This window comes from Microcella sp., from assembly GCF_046293215.1.
Classification (GTDB): domain Bacteria; phylum Actinomycetota; class Actinomycetes; order Actinomycetales; family Microbacteriaceae; genus Microcella.
The window spans coordinates 60,878-79,552 of record NZ_JBKBPI010000010.1 but is presented as its reverse complement, the minus strand read 5'-3'; the positions used below and the strand labels follow the sequence as shown (position 1 = coordinate 79,552).

The 18,675-nt window shown below is 69.9% G+C and carries 16 protein-coding genes; 8 read left to right on the top strand and 8 right to left on the bottom strand.

Features of this window, described 5'->3' with window-relative positions:
• The first annotated feature begins 21 nt into the window (after nt 1-21).
• The 3 genes from ACK4SC_RS09910 to ACK4SC_RS09900 are packed head-to-tail and all read left to right on the top strand — an operon-like array spanning nt 22 to nt 1,319.
• Nucleotides 22-567, top strand: coding sequence for an acyl-CoA thioesterase (locus ACK4SC_RS09910; protein WP_409617628.1), 546 nt, complete (start codon nt 22-24; stop codon nt 565-567).
• A 48-nt stretch (nt 568-615) separates the two neighbouring features.
• On the top strand, nt 616-1,002 hold the full coding sequence (locus tag ACK4SC_RS09905; protein ID WP_409617526.1) for a YidH family protein: 387 nt from the start codon (nt 616-618) through the stop codon (nt 1,000-1,002).
• The gene (locus ACK4SC_RS09900; RefSeq protein WP_409617524.1) at nt 999-1,319 is read left to right on the top strand and encodes a hypothetical protein; all 321 of its coding nucleotides are present in this window, start codon (nt 999-1,001) and stop codon (nt 1,317-1,319) included. The genes ACK4SC_RS09905 and ACK4SC_RS09900 overlap by 4 nt, the downstream gene beginning before the upstream one ends.
• Before the next feature lie 4 nt (nt 1,320-1,323).
• Here ACK4SC_RS09900 and ACK4SC_RS09895 read toward each other — a convergent pair whose 3' ends face one another.
• From ACK4SC_RS09895 to ACK4SC_RS09885, 3 genes are all read right to left on the bottom strand, one after another.
• A complete protein-coding gene (locus tag ACK4SC_RS09895; protein ID WP_409617522.1) occupies nt 1,324-2,163 on the bottom strand; it encodes an oxidoreductase in 840 nt (279 codons plus the stop codon).
• Nucleotides 2,163-3,758, bottom strand: a complete 1,596-nt coding sequence (locus tag ACK4SC_RS09890; RefSeq protein WP_409617520.1) for a phytoene desaturase family protein — start codon at nt 3,756-3,758, stop codon at nt 2,163-2,165. The genes ACK4SC_RS09895 and ACK4SC_RS09890 overlap by 1 nt, the downstream gene beginning before the upstream one ends.
• Nucleotides 3,759-3,840: 82 nt before the next feature.
• The gene (locus ACK4SC_RS09885; protein WP_409617518.1) at nt 3,841-4,752 is read right to left on the bottom strand and encodes a LysR family transcriptional regulator; all 912 of its coding nucleotides are present in this window, start codon (nt 4,750-4,752) and stop codon (nt 3,841-3,843) included.
• Between the two features lie 103 nt (nt 4,753-4,855).
• Between ACK4SC_RS09885 and ACK4SC_RS09880 the strand changes: the two genes are divergently transcribed.
• The gene (locus ACK4SC_RS09880; RefSeq protein ID WP_409617516.1) at nt 4,856-8,389 is read left to right on the top strand and encodes a proline dehydrogenase family protein; all 3,534 of its coding nucleotides are present in this window, start codon (nt 4,856-4,858) and stop codon (nt 8,387-8,389) included.
• Between the two features lie 347 nt (nt 8,390-8,736).
• On the opposite strand, the gene ACK4SC_RS09875 is transcribed toward ACK4SC_RS09880, so the two are convergent.
• The 3 genes from ACK4SC_RS09875 to ACK4SC_RS09865 all read right to left on the bottom strand — a co-directional run bounded on the left by ACK4SC_RS09875 (nt 8,737) and on the right by ACK4SC_RS09865 (nt 11,947).
• Nucleotides 8,737-9,093, bottom strand: coding sequence for a GntR family transcriptional regulator (locus tag ACK4SC_RS09875; RefSeq protein ID WP_409617514.1), 357 nt, complete (start codon nt 9,091-9,093; stop codon nt 8,737-8,739).
• Nucleotides 9,094-9,497: 404 nt separating this feature from the next.
• The gene (locus tag ACK4SC_RS09870) at nt 9,498-10,421 is read right to left on the bottom strand and encodes a hypothetical protein (RefSeq protein ID WP_409617512.1); all 924 of its coding nucleotides are present in this window, start codon (nt 10,419-10,421) and stop codon (nt 9,498-9,500) included.
• Between the two features lie 53 nt (nt 10,422-10,474).
• Nucleotides 10,475-11,947 carry a helix-turn-helix domain-containing protein gene (locus ACK4SC_RS09865; protein WP_409617510.1) on the bottom strand — a complete coding sequence of 491 codons (1,473 nt, stop codon included), beginning with the start codon at nt 11,945-11,947 and terminating at the stop codon, nt 10,475-10,477.
• Between the two features lie 161 nt (nt 11,948-12,108).
• Between ACK4SC_RS09865 and aceA the strand changes: the two genes are divergently transcribed.
• Nucleotides 12,109-13,404: an isocitrate lyase gene (aceA, locus tag ACK4SC_RS09860; protein ID WP_409617509.1), complete on the top strand. Its 1,296-nt coding sequence runs from the start codon at nt 12,109-12,111 to the stop codon at nt 13,402-13,404.
• Between the two features lie 41 nt (nt 13,405-13,445).
• Entirely contained in the window at nt 13,446-15,131 is a 1,686-nt protein-coding gene (aceB, locus tag ACK4SC_RS09855) for a malate synthase A (RefSeq protein ID WP_409617507.1), read from the top strand.
• A gap of 74 nt (nt 15,132-15,205) precedes the next feature.
• Here aceB and ACK4SC_RS09850 read toward each other — a convergent pair whose 3' ends face one another.
• Together ACK4SC_RS09850 and ACK4SC_RS09845 are read right to left on the bottom strand one after the other, a co-directional pair.
• Nucleotides 15,206-15,919 (bottom strand): alpha/beta fold hydrolase, encoded by a 714-nt coding sequence (locus tag ACK4SC_RS09850; RefSeq protein WP_409617506.1) that lies wholly within the window; start codon nt 15,917-15,919, stop codon nt 15,206-15,208.
• Between the two features lie 16 nt (nt 15,920-15,935).
• Nucleotides 15,936-16,373 carry an Lrp/AsnC family transcriptional regulator gene (locus ACK4SC_RS09845; protein WP_130282727.1) on the bottom strand — a complete coding sequence of 146 codons (438 nt, stop codon included), beginning with the start codon at nt 16,371-16,373 and terminating at the stop codon, nt 15,936-15,938.
• Nucleotides 16,374-16,476: 103 nt separating this feature from the next.
• Between ACK4SC_RS09845 and ddaH the strand changes: the two genes are divergently transcribed.
• Nucleotides 16,477-17,352, top strand: a complete 876-nt coding sequence (gene ddaH, locus ACK4SC_RS09840; RefSeq protein ID WP_409617504.1) for a dimethylargininase — start codon at nt 16,477-16,479, stop codon at nt 17,350-17,352.
• 5 nt (nt 17,353-17,357) lie between these two features.
• Complete coding sequence (rocD, locus tag ACK4SC_RS09835) at nt 17,358-18,611, top strand: ornithine--oxo-acid transaminase (RefSeq protein ID WP_409617626.1); 1,254 nt, start codon at nt 17,358-17,360, stop codon at nt 18,609-18,611.
• Nucleotides 18,612-18,675: the final 64 nt, after the last annotated feature.

Sequence of the window (18,675 nt, the reverse complement as noted above, 5' to 3'; positions counted from 1 at the left end):
GGTTACGGTCGCGGCGTGAACATGTTCTTCCGACTGCTGTGGCTGAGCTTCCGCACCCGACGCGGGCCGCGAATCCAGCCCACCGATGTCGCGCGCACCGCGTTTCGCGTGTGGCCGACCGACCTCGACGTGCTGATGCACATGAACAACGGCGTGTACCTGTCGATCATGGACCTCGCCCGCATCGATCTCATGGCGCGGTCGGGCGCCTGGGCTCGGCTGCGGAAGCGCGGCTACTACCCGGTGGTCGTCTCATCGACCATCACCTATCGGAAGTCGCTCGAACCGTGGCAGCGGTTCGAGGTGGAGACCGCCATCATCGGCCTGGACGGCAAGGCCGGCTACGTTGAGCAGCGCTTCGTGCGCGGCGGCGAGATTCACGCCCGCGCGATCGTGAAGGCGCGATTCTTGGCGAAGTCGGGCGGAACGGTTCCGATGGATGAGCTCGCCGAGCTGTTCGGGTTAGATCTGGCGGCGCATCCGCTGCCCGAGTGGGTGCGCGAGTGCAGTGAGCGCGCGGCATTGCCGACGCGGCGCGAACCGGCGCCCAGCACGTGGGAGATCTAGCGGTCAAGCCCTCGCGGCCAGTGACGTGAGCGGAGTACCGTCACCGTCGTGAGCACTGATGACCGCCGTCCGCACTCGGTCTACTCGGTTGGTGAGGACCCCGACCCGCAGGTGTCGCTTGCGAACGAACGCACCGCCCTGTCGTGGATGCGCACCGCGCTCGCGCTCGTTGCGGCCGGCGTTGCGCTCGCCACCCTCGTCAGCTTCGGTGAGCTGCCGACGCTGCTGCTCGTCATCGCCGCGGTGTCGAGCCTCGCCGGCGCCGTGCTCGCGGCCTGGGCTCTCGGCCACTGGCGCGCCGGTGAGCGCGCGCTGCGACTCGGCCGGCCGATTCCGAAGCCGTCGGCACTGCCGTGGCTGACCGCCGGAACCGTCGCCGTCGCCCTCCTGCTCGCCGCGTTCGTCGCCTTCGAGGCGATCGAGCGGGCCGGGTGAGCGTGTCCGGTAGTGTCGGCGCGACCCGCCCCGCCGACGATGACCGAGACCGTTCCCGTCTTGCCTGGCAGCGCACCATGGCGCAGGCCGCGCTCGTGGTGCTCGTTGCCGCGGTGACGAGCATCCGTGTCGGAGAGCCGCTCGTGACGATCGGGGCCGCCGTGCTCGCCATCGGAGTACTGGTCTTCGCGGCACTGGCCCCGAGCGCGGGACACCGACGGGCCGCCTGGCCGTTGATGCGTTCGGCCGCGACGGTGACGATCGTCGCCGGAGCGCTCGGCGCCGCCCTGGCCGGTGCGCTCGCGCTGACGGCGTAACCGTTTAGTCGCCGGTCAGGACTCGCTTCATGAGCCGGTCCATCGCACGGTCGCTGAGCAGGCGCCGGGCGCCGACGACGGTCTTCGCCGACGCGGGAACCGCTTCACGGGTCTTCGGCTTGCGAGCCGTCGCCGCGCGCACGATGGCCTCGGCCACCTGTTCGGGCGTGCCCGCCGCGCGGCCGCCGTCGATGCGCTCATACGTCGCGCGCATGCGCCGGGCCACGCCGGCGTATGGGCCCTCACCCGACACCGCGGTCATGCTGTCGCGGGCGATCGAATTCCACTCGGTGCGAATCGGGCCCGGCTGGATGATCGTCACGGCGATCCCGAAGGGGGCCACCTCGAGCCGCAGCGAGTCGCTCAAGCCCTCGACCGCGAACTTGGTGGCGTGGTACCAGGCGCCGAGCGGCTCGTAGATGCGTCCGCCGATCGACGACACGTTGATGATGCGGCCAGTGCGGCGCTCGCGCATCCCGGGAAGGACCAGTTGCGTGAGGCGAGCCAGTCCGAAGACGTTCACCTCGAACTGCCGCCGAGCCTCCTCGAGCGGCACCTCCTCCACGGAGCCGTACGAGCCGTAGCCGGCATTGTTGACGAGTACGTCAATGCGCGCGCGTTCGCGCAGGATCTGGCCCACAGCATCCGTCATGCTGTCGTCGTCGGTGACGTCGAGGGCGAGCGTGTGGGCGCCGCGCTGTTCGATCGCGGCCATGCGCTCGACGCGGCGGGCGCCGGCGTACACGATGAAACCCTGGGCCAAAAGACGCTCGACCGTGGCCTCGCCGATGCCGGAGGAGGCGCCCGTCACGAGAGCGACGCGCGCATTCTGTGCACTCATCATCAGGTGCCGCTCCGCTCGTCGAGCACCGCCATGGCCGCGTTGTGACCGCCGATCGCGCTGACCGCACCGCCGCGGCGGGCGCCAGAACCACACAGGTAGATGCCCTCCAGGCCGGTGGCGACACCCCACCGTTCCGCCGCCGTGGAGGCATCGTCGCCGTCGTTGAGCCACGGCCAGGCGAGGTCGCCGTGGAAGATGTTGCCGCCTGGCAGCCGCAGCGCCTCCTCGAGGTCGCGCGTGGTCTTCGTCTCGACGCAGGGGTTGCCTGCGGCATCGGTCATCAGCACCGATTCGATGGGCTCCGCGAGCACCGAGTTCACTGATGCGAGCACGGCGGCCTGGAGCTCGTCGCGCATGCGATCGTTGTTCTCGGCGGTCAGCAGTCGATCGGGCGCGTGCAGTGCGAAAACGGTCAGTGTCTGCGCGCCCGCCGCCCGGAGCTCGGGCCCGAGAATCGTCGGATCCGTCAGAGAGTGGCAGTAGATCTCGGCCGGCATGGGGTCGGGAATGCGCCCCGCGCTGGCGGCGTCGTATGCCGACTGCAGCTGACTGAACAGCTCGTTGATGTGGAAGGTGCCTCCGAACGCCGCGTCGGGTGCGACGCTCGCGTCCTTCAGGCGCGGCAGGCGCGACAGCAGCAGGTTCACCTTCACCTGGGCGCCCTCGGCCACAGGCTCGGTCACCGGGGATGCGCCACTCGCGCCGCTCGCACGGCCCGCCGCAAGCAGGCGGTTCAGTTCACGCGGCGATGCGCCCACGAGCACGCGATCGGCGGCGACGCGATGTTCGGTGTCACCGACCCGGTAGCTGACGACACGATCGTCGTCGAGGGCGGTCACCTCGGCGCCCGTCGTGAGGGTTGCGCCGGCGAGGCGCGCCGCGCGAGCGAGTTCGCCCGTGACAGCACCCATGCCGCCGACGGGAACGTTCCAGTCGCCGGTTCCCCCGCCGATCACGTGGTACAGGAAGCAGCGATTCGCGGCGAGCGTCTCGTCGTCGTTCGACGCAAACGTGCCGATGAGGGCGTCCGTGTACGCAACGCCGCGCACGAGGTCGCTCGCGAACGTTTCGGTGATCGTGCGGCCGACGGGCTGCTCAATGAGGGAGTTCCACAGCGCCTCATCGCCGACCGCGGCCCGCGCCTCGCTGCGGGTGAGCAGGGGGTCGGTGACGGTGGGGAAGAGGGCGCGCGCGAGCCGAGCCGTTCCGTCGTAGAAGGTGCGCCACGCATCCGCGTCGTTTCGGGCGCCGATCGCGGCGAACGACGCGTCCGTTGCCGCGGTGTCGTGATTGTCGACGAGCAAGCCGCCCTCGCCGCCCGGCACGGGCGTGTACGACGAGTACCGCCGCGGAGCGAGGCGAATCGACAGCCCCAGGTCGTCGATGATGCGCTGCGGCAGCAGGCTGACCAGGTACGAATAGCGACTCAGCCGCGCGTCGATGCCGGCGAAGGCCTGCGCCGAGACGGCCGCTCCGCCGACCGTGTCGAGGCGTTCGAGCACCTCGACGCTGAGACCCGCTCGGGCAAGGTAGGCGGCGGCGGCGAGACCGTTGTGGCCCCCTCCGATGATGACGACGTCGCGACGAGTGGTCACGGAAGCTCCTGCGTGCTGGAATGCGGTGGTGCGGTGAGGCCAGCCTATGCAGGCGCGGGCATGCTGTGCACGCCTCGGGAGATCACTGGAGGAATGCGACGGCGCGGCTGAGCACGTCTCGGCAGGCCACGATCGCCGGGCGATGCGCGGATGCGCGGCGCGCGGCCGTGAATACGGTGCGCCTCGGCGCCTCGGGCAGGTCGATGAGTCGCACGCTAGGGGCTCGCTCGCCCCACACGAGGTCGGGCAGCAGCGCCACGGCGTGCCCGGCCTCCACCAGCCGGATGTGTGCCTGCAGGTCAGCGGTCTCGAACCGCACGTCGGGCTCGAATCCGGAGCGACGACACACCTGCTCGGCGAAGTGACGACTGGCCGTACCGCGCGGCTCCATCACCCACGGCAGCGCCGCCGTATCAGCGAGGGATGCGATGGGGTGAGGCTGCGCACGGGTCGCGGGCGGCGAGGGGGCGGTGGCCAGGCGCAGCGCATCTCGGCACAGCGGCACCCGGTCGAGCTCGTCGCGGCGGGGCGCCGAGTGTGCCGGATACTCTTCGGCGATCACGAGGTCGAACTCGCGGGCCCAGACCTCGTCGAGCGCGCTTTCGGGCTCGCGCTGGGTGATCTCGACCCGCATCGCGGGGTGCTCGTCGGCGAGCAGGGTGAGGGCGCGGGGAATGATGCCGAGCGCCGCCGACTGAAACACGGCGAGCCGCACGGTGCCGCTCGGGGCTTCCGTCGCCTCAGCGAGCGATTGCTCGAGCCGTTCGAGCTCGTCGAGCACGGCACCGGCTCCCTCGGCGAGCAATTCGCCGGCGGGAGTGAGTTGCAGGCGTCGGCCGACCCGCTCGAACAGCGGCGTCCCCGCCTCCTGCTCCAATTGGGCGAGTTGTTGCGAGACGGTCGACGGGGCGTACGAGAGCGCGCGGGCGACCTCGTGCACCGTGCCGCGGCGGCGCAGCTCGCGCACCAGGCGCAGTCGGCGGGGATCGAGCATCCCGATGCCCTTCTCGAAGCGATCTATTGTTCGTCATATTCGCACGAAATTGTGCGGAAACGCCCGCTATACCCGAAGAGTCGTGAGTGAGACAGTAGAGGGCATGACTACGACGTCGACCGCAGAGTCGTCCGCTGATGCCGCCGTGCAGCAGGTTCGCGCCTGGCTTGCCGATACGCAGAACGCCGCCGCCGACCCTGCAGCCGAGCGGCTCGCCGGCCTGCTACAAGACCCGGACGGCCTCGATTTCGCCATCGGCTTCGTCGACCGCGTCGCCCGCCCCGACGACCTCCGGGTCGCCGCTCGCGAGCTCGAGCGACTCAGCCGACGGGTTCCGAAATTCTTGCCGTGGTACCTGCGCGGGCTCATCGTGCTCGGCGGCGGCTTCGCTCCGCTGCTGCCCTGGCCGATCATCCCGATCGCTCGGCGCGTGCTGCGCGGCATGGTCGGGCACCTCATCATCGACGCGACACCCGAGCGCCTCGCGCGCACTCTCGGCACGCTGCGTGAGAACGGTGACCGTCTCAACATCAACCTGCTCGGCGAAGCCGTCCTCGGCGACGCGGAGGCCGATCGCCGCCTGGAAGGCTTACACGAACTCGTCGCCCGTGACGACGTCGATTACGTGTCGGTCAAGGTGTCGGCCATCGTTAGCCAACTGTCGATGTGGTCGTTCGACGAAACGGTCGAGCGCGTGGTCGAGCGGCTTGCGCCGCTCTACCAGCGCGCCGCGTTTGGCGGAACTCCCACCTTCCTGAACCTCGACATGGAGGAGTTCCGTGACCTCGATCTCACGATCGAGGTGTTCACGCGCCTGCTCGACCGGCCCGGTCTCGGGCAGTACGAGGGCGGCATCGTCTTGCAGGCCTACCTTCCCGAGGCGGTGCCCGCGCTCGACCGGCTGACCGAGTGGGCACTGGCCCGCCGCGCTGCCGGGGGTGCGGGCATCAAGGTGCGCGTGGTGAAGGGTGCGAACCTCGCCATGGAGCGGGTCGAGGCGGCCGTGCACGATTGGCCGTGCGCGGTGCTGCCGTCCAAGCAGGCCACCGACGCCAACTACAAGCGCGTGATCGATCGCGCGCTCGACCCTGAGCGGATTTCCGCGGTGCGCATCGGTGTTGCCGGGCACAACCTGTTCGACATCGCGTGGGCGCTGCAACTGGCGCAGGAGCGGGGCGTGGCCGACCGGGTCGAGGTTGAGATGCTCATTGGTATGGCACCCGCGCAGGCCGACGCCGTGCGAGAGACCGCCGGCGGGCTGCTGCTGTACACGCCGGTCGTGCATCCGCGGGACTTCGACTCGGCGATCAGCTACTTGATTCGCCGACTCGAAGAAAACGCCTCGAGCGACAACTTCCTCTCCGGCGCCTTCGAACTCGCCGACGACGCGACAATGTTCGCGCGAGAAGAAGAGCGGTTCCGCCGCTCGCTCGCCGACCTTGCACAGGCGCCCGAGGCGCCGCCCGTGCACCGCGTGCAAGATCGATCGACGGATGCGCCGCACCCGCTGCCGGGCGGAGTCGGCGTCGACGAGGGCTTCGCCAACGAACCCGACACCGATCCGTCGCTGCCCGCGAACCGGGCGTGGGGGCGACAGATCCTGGCGGCGGCGAGCGATGCATCCGTCTTCGCGCACGGCGATGCGGTGCTGGCCGAGGCGACCGTTCGCGACGCGGGGGCGCTGGAACGAATGATGGCGGATGCGCGGGGCAGCGCATCCACGTGGGCTGCGGCCGGTGCCGAGCACCGTGCGACGGTGCTGCACGCCGCGGGTCGCGCACTGGCCGAACGCCGTGCCGCGCTGCTTGCCGTCATGACGGCCGAGGCGGGCAAGACGCTCGCCGAGGGCGACCCTGAAGTGAGTGAGGCCATCGACTTCGCCCACTACTACGCCGAAAGCGCGCGGATGGTGGACAGCGTGAAGGGGGCGCGCTTCGAGCCTGTGCGGCTCACCGTCGTCGCCCCGCCGTGGAACTTCCCCGTCGCGATTCCCGCCGGCAGTGTGCTCGCGGCGCTCGCCGCGGGCAGCGCGGTCATCATCAAGCCGGCCCCACAGGTGCGGCGCTGCGCGGCCGTCATGGTCGACGCGCTGTGGGCGGCGGGGGTGCCGCGCGAGGTGTTGCGCCTCGTCGACGTGCCGGAAAACGAGCTGGGACGACAGCTCATCAGCCACCCCGCCGTCGACCGGGTGGTGTTGACGGGGGCGTTTGAGACGGCGGCGCTGTTCCGGTCGTGGCGTCCCGACCTGCCGATCCTGGCCGAGACGAGCGGCAAGAACGCGATCGTCGTGACCCCGTCGGCGGACTTCGACCTCGCCGCGGCCGACATCGCCAAGTCGGCGTTCGGTCACGCCGGGCAGAAGTGTTCGGCCGCGTCGCTCGCGATTCTCGTCGGGTCGGTCGCCGACTCGGCTCGGTTTGAGCGGCAGCTTCTTGACGCGGTGCGCACAATGAAGGTGGGCTGGCCGACCGACGCGGTCAGCGTCGTCGGTCCGCTCATTGAGCCCGCACAGGGCAAGCTCCTGCGTGCCCTGACCCAGCTCGAGGGAGACGAAGAGTGGCTCGTGCAGCCCCGAGCGCTGGATGGCGGCGGCCGGCTGTGGACTCCCGGCGTCAAGCGCTGGGTCGCGCCCGGCAGTGATGCTCACCTGACCGAGTACTTCGGCCCCGTGCTGGGCCTCATGCGTGCCCGTGACCTTGACGAGGCTCTCGAGCTGCAGAATGCGACGCCGTTTGGCCTCACCGCCGGGCTGCACTCGCTCGATGCCGACGAGGTCGACACCTGGTTGGAGGGCATCGAGGCCGGCAACCTCTATGTCAACCGTGGAATCACCGGCGCGATCGTGCGCCGGCAGCCGTTCGGCGGCTGGAAGCGCTCGAGCGTCGGCGGGTCAACGAAGGCCGGCGGGCCCTCGTACGTCTACGGCTTTGGCACGTGGCAGCCGGTCGCTCGTGAGCCGAAGAAGAACCTGTCGCTGCGCCACCTCGGCGAGGCGGCGGCGCACGTCTTGGAGGCTGCGCAGCCCGGCATGGACTTCGTCGGCTTCGACGCCGCGCGGGCCGGCGCCATCAGCGACGAGAAGGCGTGGCAGGCCGAGTTCGGAGTCTCGCGCGACGTATCGGCGCTGGGCGTCGAGCGCAACGTGCTGCGCTACCGGCCGGCATCGGTCGTGGTGCGGCAGGCGGAGGGCGCATCGGTCGCCTCCCTCGTGCGCGTTCTCGCCGCGGCTGCGAGGGCGCGGGCGACCGTTTCGCTGAGCGTCTCGGTACCACTGCCTCCCGCCCTGCTGTCGCTCGTCGAGGACGAGTTCCACACCGCCGTGCGTACCGACCCGGATGCACGGGTCGTTGTCGAGACGGATTCCGCGTTCGCTGCGCGCGTCCGCGCGGAACTGCCTGAGCGCATCCGCCTCGTCGGGTCGGACGGTGTCGTCGCCGGCACCGGCCGCACCGGAGCCGACATTGCGCGCGAGCTTTTCCACACGATCGACGGTGATCCGGGTGTGGCCATCTGGGCGGGCCCCGTGACGACCGCGGGGCGGGTCGAGTTGCTGCCGTTCCTGCGCGAGCAGGCGGTGTCGATCACGGCCCACCGCTACGGCAACCCGTATCCGCAGCTCGCGGAGCTGGAGGTCTAGGCGGCGCCGGCTGAGGCGAATCGGCGCGCCAACGCTTGAGTGTGTCAGGCAGGCGCGCCCAGGCAGGCACGCTCGGGAAGGCACGCTCAGGCAGGGACGCCCAGCCAGGCACGCTCAGGCAGGGACGCGCAGGCAGGCACGCTTAGGCACGCACGCGCAGGCAGGCACGCTCAGGCACGCACGCCCAGGCACGCACGCTCAGGCAGACATGCGCCGGACCCAGCGACTTCCACAACAGCGGAACGCGTGAGTGCGCTTCACCCGTTCCGCTTCTCTGGAGGGCGCTGACAACGGTGTATACCGTCTGACCGTCGTGACCGTCGTGGCCGTCGTGGCCGTCGTGGGCGTCAGTCGCGGAGGGCTGCGTCGACGTAGGCGCGTGCCGAGTCATCGTCGATGCCGAGGCGCCGAACCGTGTCGGCGTAGGCGCGCGCCGCGTCCTGCGCTGCACGCTCGCTCGCGTCACCCTGCGCGCGCACGAACGAGCCGTTGCGCCCGCGGGTCTCGATCACCCCGTCGCCCTCGAGTTCGCGGTAGGCGCGGGCGACCGTGTTGACGGCGAGGCCGAGGTCATCGGCGAGACGGCGCACGGTCGGCAGCTTCGCCCCGGCGGCGAGCTTGCCTGAGCGCACAGCGTCGCGCACCTGCACGCGAATCTGCTCGTACGGCGGCACCCCCGCCTCGGCGTCGACCCTGACCAGCATGGGTCGAGGCTACTGCGCGTCGCGGGCGCACAGCGGCCAGAGGCTGCGCTGCACGTGACGAGACGGCTCGCGCGCGGACACGATAGCGATGAGTACCGCCAGCATCGGCATCGCGAAACCCACGGCGGCGTTGAGCCAGATGTCCCCGGCAACGCGCGACCTAGCTGGCAGCGCGGGGTCGACCGCCGATCGAGTGCCTCCCGGGTCTGTGGCGCGATCGTCAGGTTCTAGCGCCGGGCACAGGCATGCGTCGCGACGTTGAAACGCTCCGGTTGAAAGGTCGTCCAGAACTGCCAGCCGATACAGGCGATTACGTCGACACCGAAGGCGATGACGGGGCCGACGAGCGTGCCGAAAAGACATCGGACCGGATGTCGACCACGAGCGTTGCTCTCAGGGAGGTGCTAGGCAGCAGGTTCGAGAGCGCGGTCGCGCACGTACCGCTCCGCGGGCACGAACAGCGAGCTACGGCCCCCCGAGACCAGAATGACGAGTGCGATGACGCCCAGCATCACGGCCGCCGTGCCGGTAGACGCCGACGTGAGGGACACGTGCGCGATGACGACCATCCCGATGGCGCCGGTCGTCGCCGCGTAGGCGAACTCGAGAGGTTCGCGCAGGCGCTCCGCGTCCAGGATCCGCGCCCAGACCCACGATTCGTCGACGATGCCGCTCTCGTCGGCCTGAGGGGTGTGACTCGCCGGCAGCCCGCGCACAGCCATGCGGCGGCGCGCGACAAGCAGGGTTGCGGCGATTGCGGTGATGATGAGGGCGCCTACGGCGACCGTTGCCACGAACACGCCGGAATCGCCGGTCAACACGAGCGCCCCATACAGCAGCGTGCCGATGCTGCTCACAGCAGCAATGACGATCCACGCCGAGGCCCACCGTTCCTCCCAGGGCTGCGCGAGGGCCGCGAGCTGGGCAACGTTTCCACTCTCGGCGTCGGCGACGGGCACCGCCGGGAGGATCGGCCCGGCCAGACGCCGACCCAGCACCGCCCCGAACCGCTGCAGCGTGACCGCGATGAGCGGCACAGCGAGCGACACGACGGCCGGGCGTTCGAGCATCACCATGCCGATCGCCGATGCGTTCACCGCCACCACCGCGCCAGACACGACGAGGGCGACTGCCGCGCCCAGCTCCTCGAAGCGCTGACGGCGCATCAGCGGCGCCGCCAGGTCGTCGGGCACGGCGAGCCCGGCGCGCGCGGAACGCCGCATCAACTGCCGCTCGCGGTATGCCGGAACGTGCGCAAGAAGCGCAAAGAGGAGGCCTGCTGCAACGAGAAGCCCGCCGACGACGAGGGCAAGTTCGGTGGCGATCACCCACCCACCGTAGTCACGACCGCCCCACCCGTCGACGTTTTCTCACAGAGGGGTCACGCCCCGCCCGGCGCGTGCCGCTCCAAAAACCCGTACACCTCGCCGCGGTCAACGCCGGGGAACGCGTCCGCCGGCACGGCCGCGAGCAGCGACGAATGGATGCGCGCCTGCGGCCGGGCGGCCCCGCTCCAGCGGGCGGCGAGCGGCTCGGGCGCCTGCCGGCAGCACGACGGATCGGGGCACGTCGACTCGCCCCGGCGGGCCGTCTCCCGGCCGCGGAACCACTTCACGTGCGCGAACGGCGTGCCCACCGAGATCGAGAACTCGCCCGCCGACCCCGACTCGATGCGCGAGGTGCACCAGTACGTGCCCGTCGGCTTGTCCGTGTACTGGTGGTACGCGCTGAAGCGGTCGGGCTCGTCGAACACCTGGCGGGCCGACCATTTGCGACACACGACCTGCCCCTCGACCGCGCCGAGGGCATCCGTCGGAAACTGCACGCTGTCGTTCTCGTACGCCTTCGACAGCACCCCGTTCGTCGACACCTTCAAGAAGTGCACCGGAATCCCGAGATGCTCGGTGGCGAGGTTCGTGAAGCGGTGCGCCGCCGTCTCGTAGGACACGGCGAAGGCGTCACGCAGGTCCTCCACGGCGAGCTCGCGCCGCGCCTTCGCTCTCGTCAGGAAGTCGACCGCGTCGCGCTCCGGAATCAGCAGCGCCGCCGCCAGATAGTTCGTCTCGACCCGCTGGCGCAGGAAGTCGGCGTAGTCGGCGGGCTCGGGCCGGCCCAGCACGTGCCCGGCGAGGGCCTGCAGCAGCGCGGTGCGCGGGTCGCGGCCCGGCGGAAGGTGCGCGGGCAGATAGATGCGCCCGTTCTCGAGGTCGGTGACCGACCGCGTCGATGCGGGCAGGTCGTTCACGTGGTGCAGCGAGAACCCGAGGTGCGCCGCCAGCTCGGCGGCGACGCGTTGCGGCAGGGGACCGCCGTCGTGACCAACGGCCGTCAGCAGCGCGGCCGCCTGAGCCTCCAGCTCGCCGAAGTAGTTGCCGCGCTCGCGCATGGCTCGCCGCAGCTCGGCGTTCGCCCGCCGCGCCTCCTCCGGGGTCGCCGCTCGCTCGCGGTGCACCCGCTGCAACTCGTCGTGCAGGGCGAGGATCGTCTCAATTGCCTCATCGCTGAGGCTCTTGCGCACCGGCAGCGGCGCGAGCCCCAGGCCGGCAAATAGTGGCCCCCGTTGCGCCTTCTCGAGCGCGATCTCGAGCGCCGCCCGTCGGCTGGGCGCCTGCGGGGTGAGCAGCGCATCGAGCCCCACCCCGACCGTGCGAGCGATGGTCTGCAGCTCGCTGAGCTTCGCCTCGCGTTTGCCGTTCTCGAGGCTCGACAGGTGCGACGGCGCGACCCCGACCGCCCCCGCGACGTCGGCGAGCGTCAGCCCCGCATCGGTGCGTAATTGGCGGATGCGCTTGCCCAGCAGCAACGGATCGGTCACGTCACCAGCCTGGTCGCCGGTCGTCGCGGTCTCGAGCATGCGCCGAGCCTGCCAGCGCGGGTTCTTCAGCGCAACTGAAATAGCGAACTATTTCAGTCCAGATTTCTGGGTTCGAGGCTCCCGATTTCGCTCAGAGTCGATGACACGACCTACCGACGGTTCTTCCGAGACCGTGAGAAACACCGACGAAGGAGCATCCCATGAGCACCACCCGCCCCGGCGACCAGACGCAGACCGCCGCCGAACTCGAGACCAGCTGGAAGACTGACGCCCGCTGGGACGGCGTCCGCCGCGACTACTCGGCCGACGACGTCATCGAGTTGCGCGGCCCGGTGCGCGAAGAGCGCACGCTCGCCCGCCGCGGCGCCGAGCAGCTGTGGGAGCTCATCCAGAAGAACACCACCGACCCCGGTGAGTGGACGTACGCGCTCGGCGCCCTCACCGGCAACCAGGCCGTGCAGCAGGTGCGCGCAGGGCTGAAGGCCATCTACCTGAGCGGCTGGCAGGTCGCCGCCGACGCGAACCTCTCGGGCCAGACCTACCCCGACCAGAGCCTTTACCCGGCCAACTCGGTGCCGGCGGTCGTGCGGCGCATCAACAACGCTCTGCTGCGCGCCGGCCAGATCGAACCGGACGCGCGGGAGTGGATGGTGCCGATCGTCGCCGACGCCGAGGCCGGATTCGGTGGCCCGCTGAACGCCTACGAACTCATGCACGGCATGATCGAGGCCGGCGCCGCGGGCGTGCACTGGGAAGACCAGCTCGCCAGTGAGAAGAAATGCGGCCACATGGGCGGCAAGGTGCTCGTGCCGACCAGCCAGCACATCCGAACCCTCCAAGCAGCTCGGCTCGCCGCCGACGTCGCCGACGTGCCGAGCGTCATCATCGCCCGAACCGACTCACTTGCCGCCAACCTGCTGACGAGCGACGTCGACGAGCGCGACCGCCAGTTCACCACCGGCGAGCGCACCGCGGAAGGCTTCTACGAGGTCGAGCCGGGGCTGCCGGCCGTGCTCAGCCGGGCGCACGCCTACGCCGAGTACGCCGACCTGATCTGGGTCGAGACGTCCGAGCCCGACCTCGAGCTCGCCCGCGCCGTTGCCGAGAGCATTCACCGCGAGTACCCGGGCAAGCGCCTGGCGTACAACTGCTCGCCGTCGTTCAACTGGAAGATGCACCTCGACGACGCGACGATCGCGAAGTTCCAGCGCGAGCTATCGGCGATGGGGTACGCGTTCCAGTTCATCACGCTCGCCGGCTTCCACGCCCTCAACCACTCCATGTTCCAGCTCGCCCGCGGCTACAACGAGCGGCAGATGAGCGCCTACGTCGAACTGCAGGAGGCGGAATTCGCCGCCGAGGTCGACGGCTACACGGCCACGCGCCACCAGCGCGAGGTCGGCACCGGCTACTTCGACCGGATCGCCACGGCCCTGAACCCGACGAGCGCAACGCTCGCGCTCGTGGGATCAACCGAGTCCGAGCAGTTCCACTGATCCGCGCCCGAGGCGCGCCGACTCGACGAAACGAGACGATCATGACCACGACGACCCCCACCACATTGGGCACGCTGACCATCACCGGTGCGATGCGACCGCGCTACGACGAGATCCTCACCCCTGAGGCTCTGCACTTCGTCGCGGAGCTGCACGACCGGTTCGCCGGACCCCGCCACGACCGGCTCGCCGACCGCATGAAGCGTCGCTACGAGCTCGGAAACGGCCGCGACCTCGGCTTCGTGCCCGAAACGGCATCGATCCGTGAGGATGCTGACTGGCGCGTCGCCGGCGCCGGCCCCGGCCTCGAGGACCGCCGCATCGAAATCACGGGCCCGTGTGACCCGAAGATGACGATCAACGCTCTCAACTCGGGAGCCAACGTCTGGCTGGCCGACCTTGAGGACGCGACAAGCCCGACCTGGGCAAACATCATCGAGGGCCAGCTCTCGCTGTTCGACGCGATCCGCGATCAGCTCGAGTTCACCTCACCGGAGGGGAAGCAGTACCGGGTCACCGATACGGAGCGCACCCCGACGATCGTGATGCGACCCCGCGGCTGGCACCTGGTCGAGAAGCACATCGAGCACGCCGACCGCACCGGCCAGCAACTGGCCGCAAGCGCAAGCCTCGTCGACTTCGGCCTCTATGCATTCCACAACGCGCATGAACTGGTGCGCCGGGGTCGCGGGCCGTACTTCTACCTCCCGAAGATCGAGTCGCACCGCGAGGCACGCCTCTGGAACGAGATCTTCACTTTCACGGAAGACCGCCTGGGGCTCGCCCACGGCACGATTCGCGCGACGGTGCTCATCGAGACGTTCTCGGCCGCGTTCGAGATGGACGAGATTCTCTACGAACTGCGCGATCACTGCGCGGGCCTCAACGCCGGGCGCTGGGACTACGTGTTCTCGATCATCAAGAACTACCGCGGCCGTGGCCAGTGGTTCGTCTTGCCCGACCGGGACCGCATCCTCATGACACTGCCGTTCATGCGGGCATACACCGAGCTGCTCGTGCAGACCTGCCACAAGCGGGGCGCACATGCCATCGGTGGAATGAGCGCGTTCATCCCGAACCGCCGCAGCCCCGAGGTCACCGAGCGTGCCCTCGAGCGCGTCGCCGCCGACAAGCGCCGCGAGGCCACCGACGGGTTCGACGGGTCGTGGGTCGCGCATCCCGATCTGATTCCCGTGGCCCGTGCCGAGTTCGATCGCGTGCTCGGTGAGCGTCCGAACCAGCTCGACCGGATGCGCGACGACGTGCACGTGACGGCTCGCGAGCTGCTCGACATCCGGTCCGCCGGGGGAGAGGTGACGCTCGCCGGTGTGCGGGCCAACATCTCGATCACCGTGCGCTACTTGGAGGCGTGGCTGCGCGGCATCGGGGCGGTGGCGCTGGACAACCTGATGGAGGATGCGGCGACGGCCGAGATCAGTCGCTCGCAGTTGTGGCAGTGGATCCACCAGGACACGGTCACGGCGGAGGGCGAACAGATCACGCGCCAGCTGGTGGAGCGCCTGCTGCGCGAGGTGCTCGCCGACCTGCCGACCCCGGAGGGCCACAAGCTCGCCGAGGCGGAGGACGTGTTCCGCGAGGTGGCGCTGCAGGAGGTCTTCCCGACCTTCCTCACGGTGCCCGCCTACACGCGGTACCTGGTCGAGCGCGGCCCGTCGACCGAGTCGGAGCGGGAGTCGAGCGCGGCCCGCGAGTCGGTTACCGCCTGACCTTGGCGAGGGGCCTGGCCCAACGCGTGCGAACGCCCGTCTGCCAATACAGGCGGGCGTTCGAGGCGCCCGGGTCAATACCAGTCGTCGATCGCGGCGAGGAACTCGTCGAAGTGGCTGTACCAGAGGGAGTGCTCGGCGCCCGGAACGTCGGTCACCGCCATTCCGCGGGCGCGCAGGGCCTCGGCGACTTCGTCGGTGATGTAGGGGCTCGGTGCCGGCCGCACCATGAGCGCGGGCGTCGAGCCGTCGGGCGTCCAGTCGTCGCCGGGCGACGCCGACAGCGCCACCGCCGTCTCGACGTCAAAGCGCGAGGCGGCGAGAGCCTCCACCTCGATGTCGCGCTCCGAGTAGAAGGGGCGCCGCGCGCGAAGCCCCTCAGCCGTGCGGGCCGCCACGCTCTCCGAGTAGTAGGCGCGTGCCTCATCGGCGTCGTGTGCGCCCTGCTTGATGAACGGCGAGTCGACGAACACCGCGCGCTCGGGCGTGAGCGACGGCAGCGCCGCCGCCAGCACGGTGCCGCCGTACGAGTGGCCGATCGCGAGGCGGGGCGCAGCGTCGCTAAGTGAGCGCCAGGTGGTGACCACAGCATCCACGACGCGCGCGACGGTCGCCGCGCGGTCGGGAGCGGAGCGTCCGTGGCCGGGGAGGTCGAGTGCGATAACGCCGTGCCCGCGATCGGCGAGTACGGGGGCGACGCGCCACCAGCTGTCGGAGCTGCCGAGCATTCCGTGCAGCAACAGAACGCTCGGCGGGGCGTCACCCCAGGCCGTGTACGCGAGAGTCATGCGACGCCGACGGCCCCTACGGATACTCGCGGTGCACGAGCCGCGAGAACACGATCGCCGAGCGCGTGTGGTCGACGTTCGGCGCCGCACGCACCCGCTCGAGAGCCTCCTCGAGCGAGGGGATGTCGCGCGAGCGCATGTGCACAATCGCGTCGGCCTCGCCGGTCACCGTGCCGGCGTCAACCACCTCGGGAACGGCCGACAGCAGGCGCCGCAGGTCTTCCGGCGAGACGGTGCCCCGGCAGAACAGTTCCACGTACGCCTCGACGGCCATACCCTCGACGGCCGGGTCGACCTGCACCGTGAACCCGCGAATCACCCCGTCGGCGACCAGCCGGTCGACGCGGCGCTTCACGGCCGACGCCGAGAGCCCGACCACGTCGCCGATGTCGCCGTAGCCGGCCCGCGCGTTCTGCCGAAGCTGGTCGATGATGCGGGAATCGATCGCGTCCATGCCGTCAGGCTACGCGCATCCATTGCGTGGATGCCCGTGGCGACGCGCGATCATTGCGCACGGTCCCCGACGCGCACGCGCCGAAGGTGTGAGACTGGAGGGCGTGACCGTAACCGAGCAAACCCCCGCCCCCGCGACCACGCCCGCGACGACCTCGCGGATTCCGACCAAGCGCACCGTGCTGATGTGCCGACCCGAGCACTTCACCGTCAGCTACCGGATCAACCCGTGGATGCACCCCGAGAACCCGACGGACACGAGCCTCGCGGTGCAGCAGTGGCAGAAGCTCTACGACATCTACCTCGAGCTCGGTCACGAGGTGCACCTCATCGACCCCATCGCCGGGCTGCCCGACATGGTCTACGCCGCGAACGGCGGCTTCACCTATGGGGGCGTCGCCTACGGCGCCAAATTCACCTACCCCGAGCGCCAGCCGGAGGGCCCTGCCTACATGCAGTGGTTTGGCGACAACGGCTTCCGCGTTCACGACCCGGTCGAAACCAACGAGGGCGAGGGCGACTTCTTGCTCGTCGGCGATGTCATTCTCGCTGGCACGGGCTTCCGCAGCGACAGCCGCAGCCACGCCGAACTCGCCGAGGTGACCGGCCTCGAGGTGCTGAGCCTCAACCTCATCAACCCCAGTTTTTACCACCTCGACACCGCCATCGCCGTGCTCGACCCCGAGCCCATTGAGGGTGGCCGACAGAACATCGCCTACCTCGAGAGCGCCTTCGACGAGCACTCGCTCGGCCTGCTGCGCGAGCGGTATCCCGACGCGATCCTCTGCACGGAGGAAGACGCCGCGGTGCTCGGCCTCAACTCGTACAGTGACGGCTACAACATCGTCATCGCCAGCCGCGCGACGGACTTCGACCGTCAGCTGCGCGAACGGGGCTACAACCCGATCGGCGTCGACCTGAGCGAGCTGTTGCTCGGTGGTGGCGGCGTCAAGTGCTGCACGCTCGACCTGCGCTGGTGACCGCTGTGAGCGACGATCGCGGCACGGAGCACGCGCACCTCGACGACCGCACGGCCACCGCGATCGCCCTCGAGGACGCGCGCCTTGCCCACAACTACCACCCGCTTCCGGTGGTGGTCGAGAGCGGCAGCGGAGCCTGGGTGACCGACATCACCGGCCGACGCTTCCTGGACTGCCTCGCCGCGTACTCGGCCGTGAATTTCGGCCACGGGCATCCCGATCTGGTGGCGGCCGCGCGCGACCAGCTCGAGCGCATCACGCTCACCAGCCGCGCCTTCCACAACGACCGGTTGGGGCCGTTCGCCGAGGCGCTCGCGGCGCTCGCCGGCGTCGAGATGGTGCTGCCCATGAACACGGGAGCCGAAGCCGTCGAGACGGCCATCAAGCTGGCGCGCCTCTGGGGGCACCGGGTGAAGGGTATCGCCGACGGCGAGGCCGAGGTGATCGTGATGAGCGAGAACTTCCACGGGCGCACCACGACGATCATCAGCTTCTCGTCCGACGCGGCGGCGCGCGACGGCTTCGGCCCGTTTACGCCCGGTTTCGTCACCGTGCCCTACGGCGACGCGGATGCTGTGGCCGACGCCATCACGGAACGCACGGTCGCGGTACTCGTCGAACCGATCCAGGGCGAGGCCGGCATCATCGTGCCGCCCGCGGAGTTCCTGCCGAACCTTCGCCGCATCACGCATGAGCGCGACGTGCTGCTGATCGCCGACGAGATTCAGTCGGGCCTCGGTCGCACCGGCGCCACGTTCCAGTGCGACAACGCGGGCATCATTCCCGACCTCTACGTGCTCGGCAAGGCACTGGGGGGCGGCATCGTGCCCGTGAGTGCCGTCATCGGACGCGCCGACGTGATCGGCGTCGTGCGGCCGGGGGAGCACGGCAGCACGTTTGGCGGTAACCCGCTCGCGGCCGCCGTCGGGCTCGCCGTCGTCGAACTGCTCGAGACCGGCGAGATGCAGCGCCGGTCTCGCGAACTCGGCACGCACCTGCTGCACCGCCTGAATGAACTCGTCGGCCACGGCCTGCTCGCCGTGCGCGGCGTCGGGCTGTGGGCGGGCATCGACATTGACCCTCAGCTCGCCACGGGACGTGAGGTGTGCGAGGCGCTACTCGAGCGCGGGGTGCTCGCTAAAGACACCCACGGCTCGACCATTCGCCTGGCTCCGCCGATCGTCATCGAGCGCGACGATCTGGACTGGGCGGTCGATCAGCTGGCCGACGTACTGGAGGCGTTCGCGAGTCGATCGTGACGGACGCGAGCTGGTTCTGAAAATCGGGGTGTGCATCCGGAGCGAGGTTAGGCTAACCTAACTT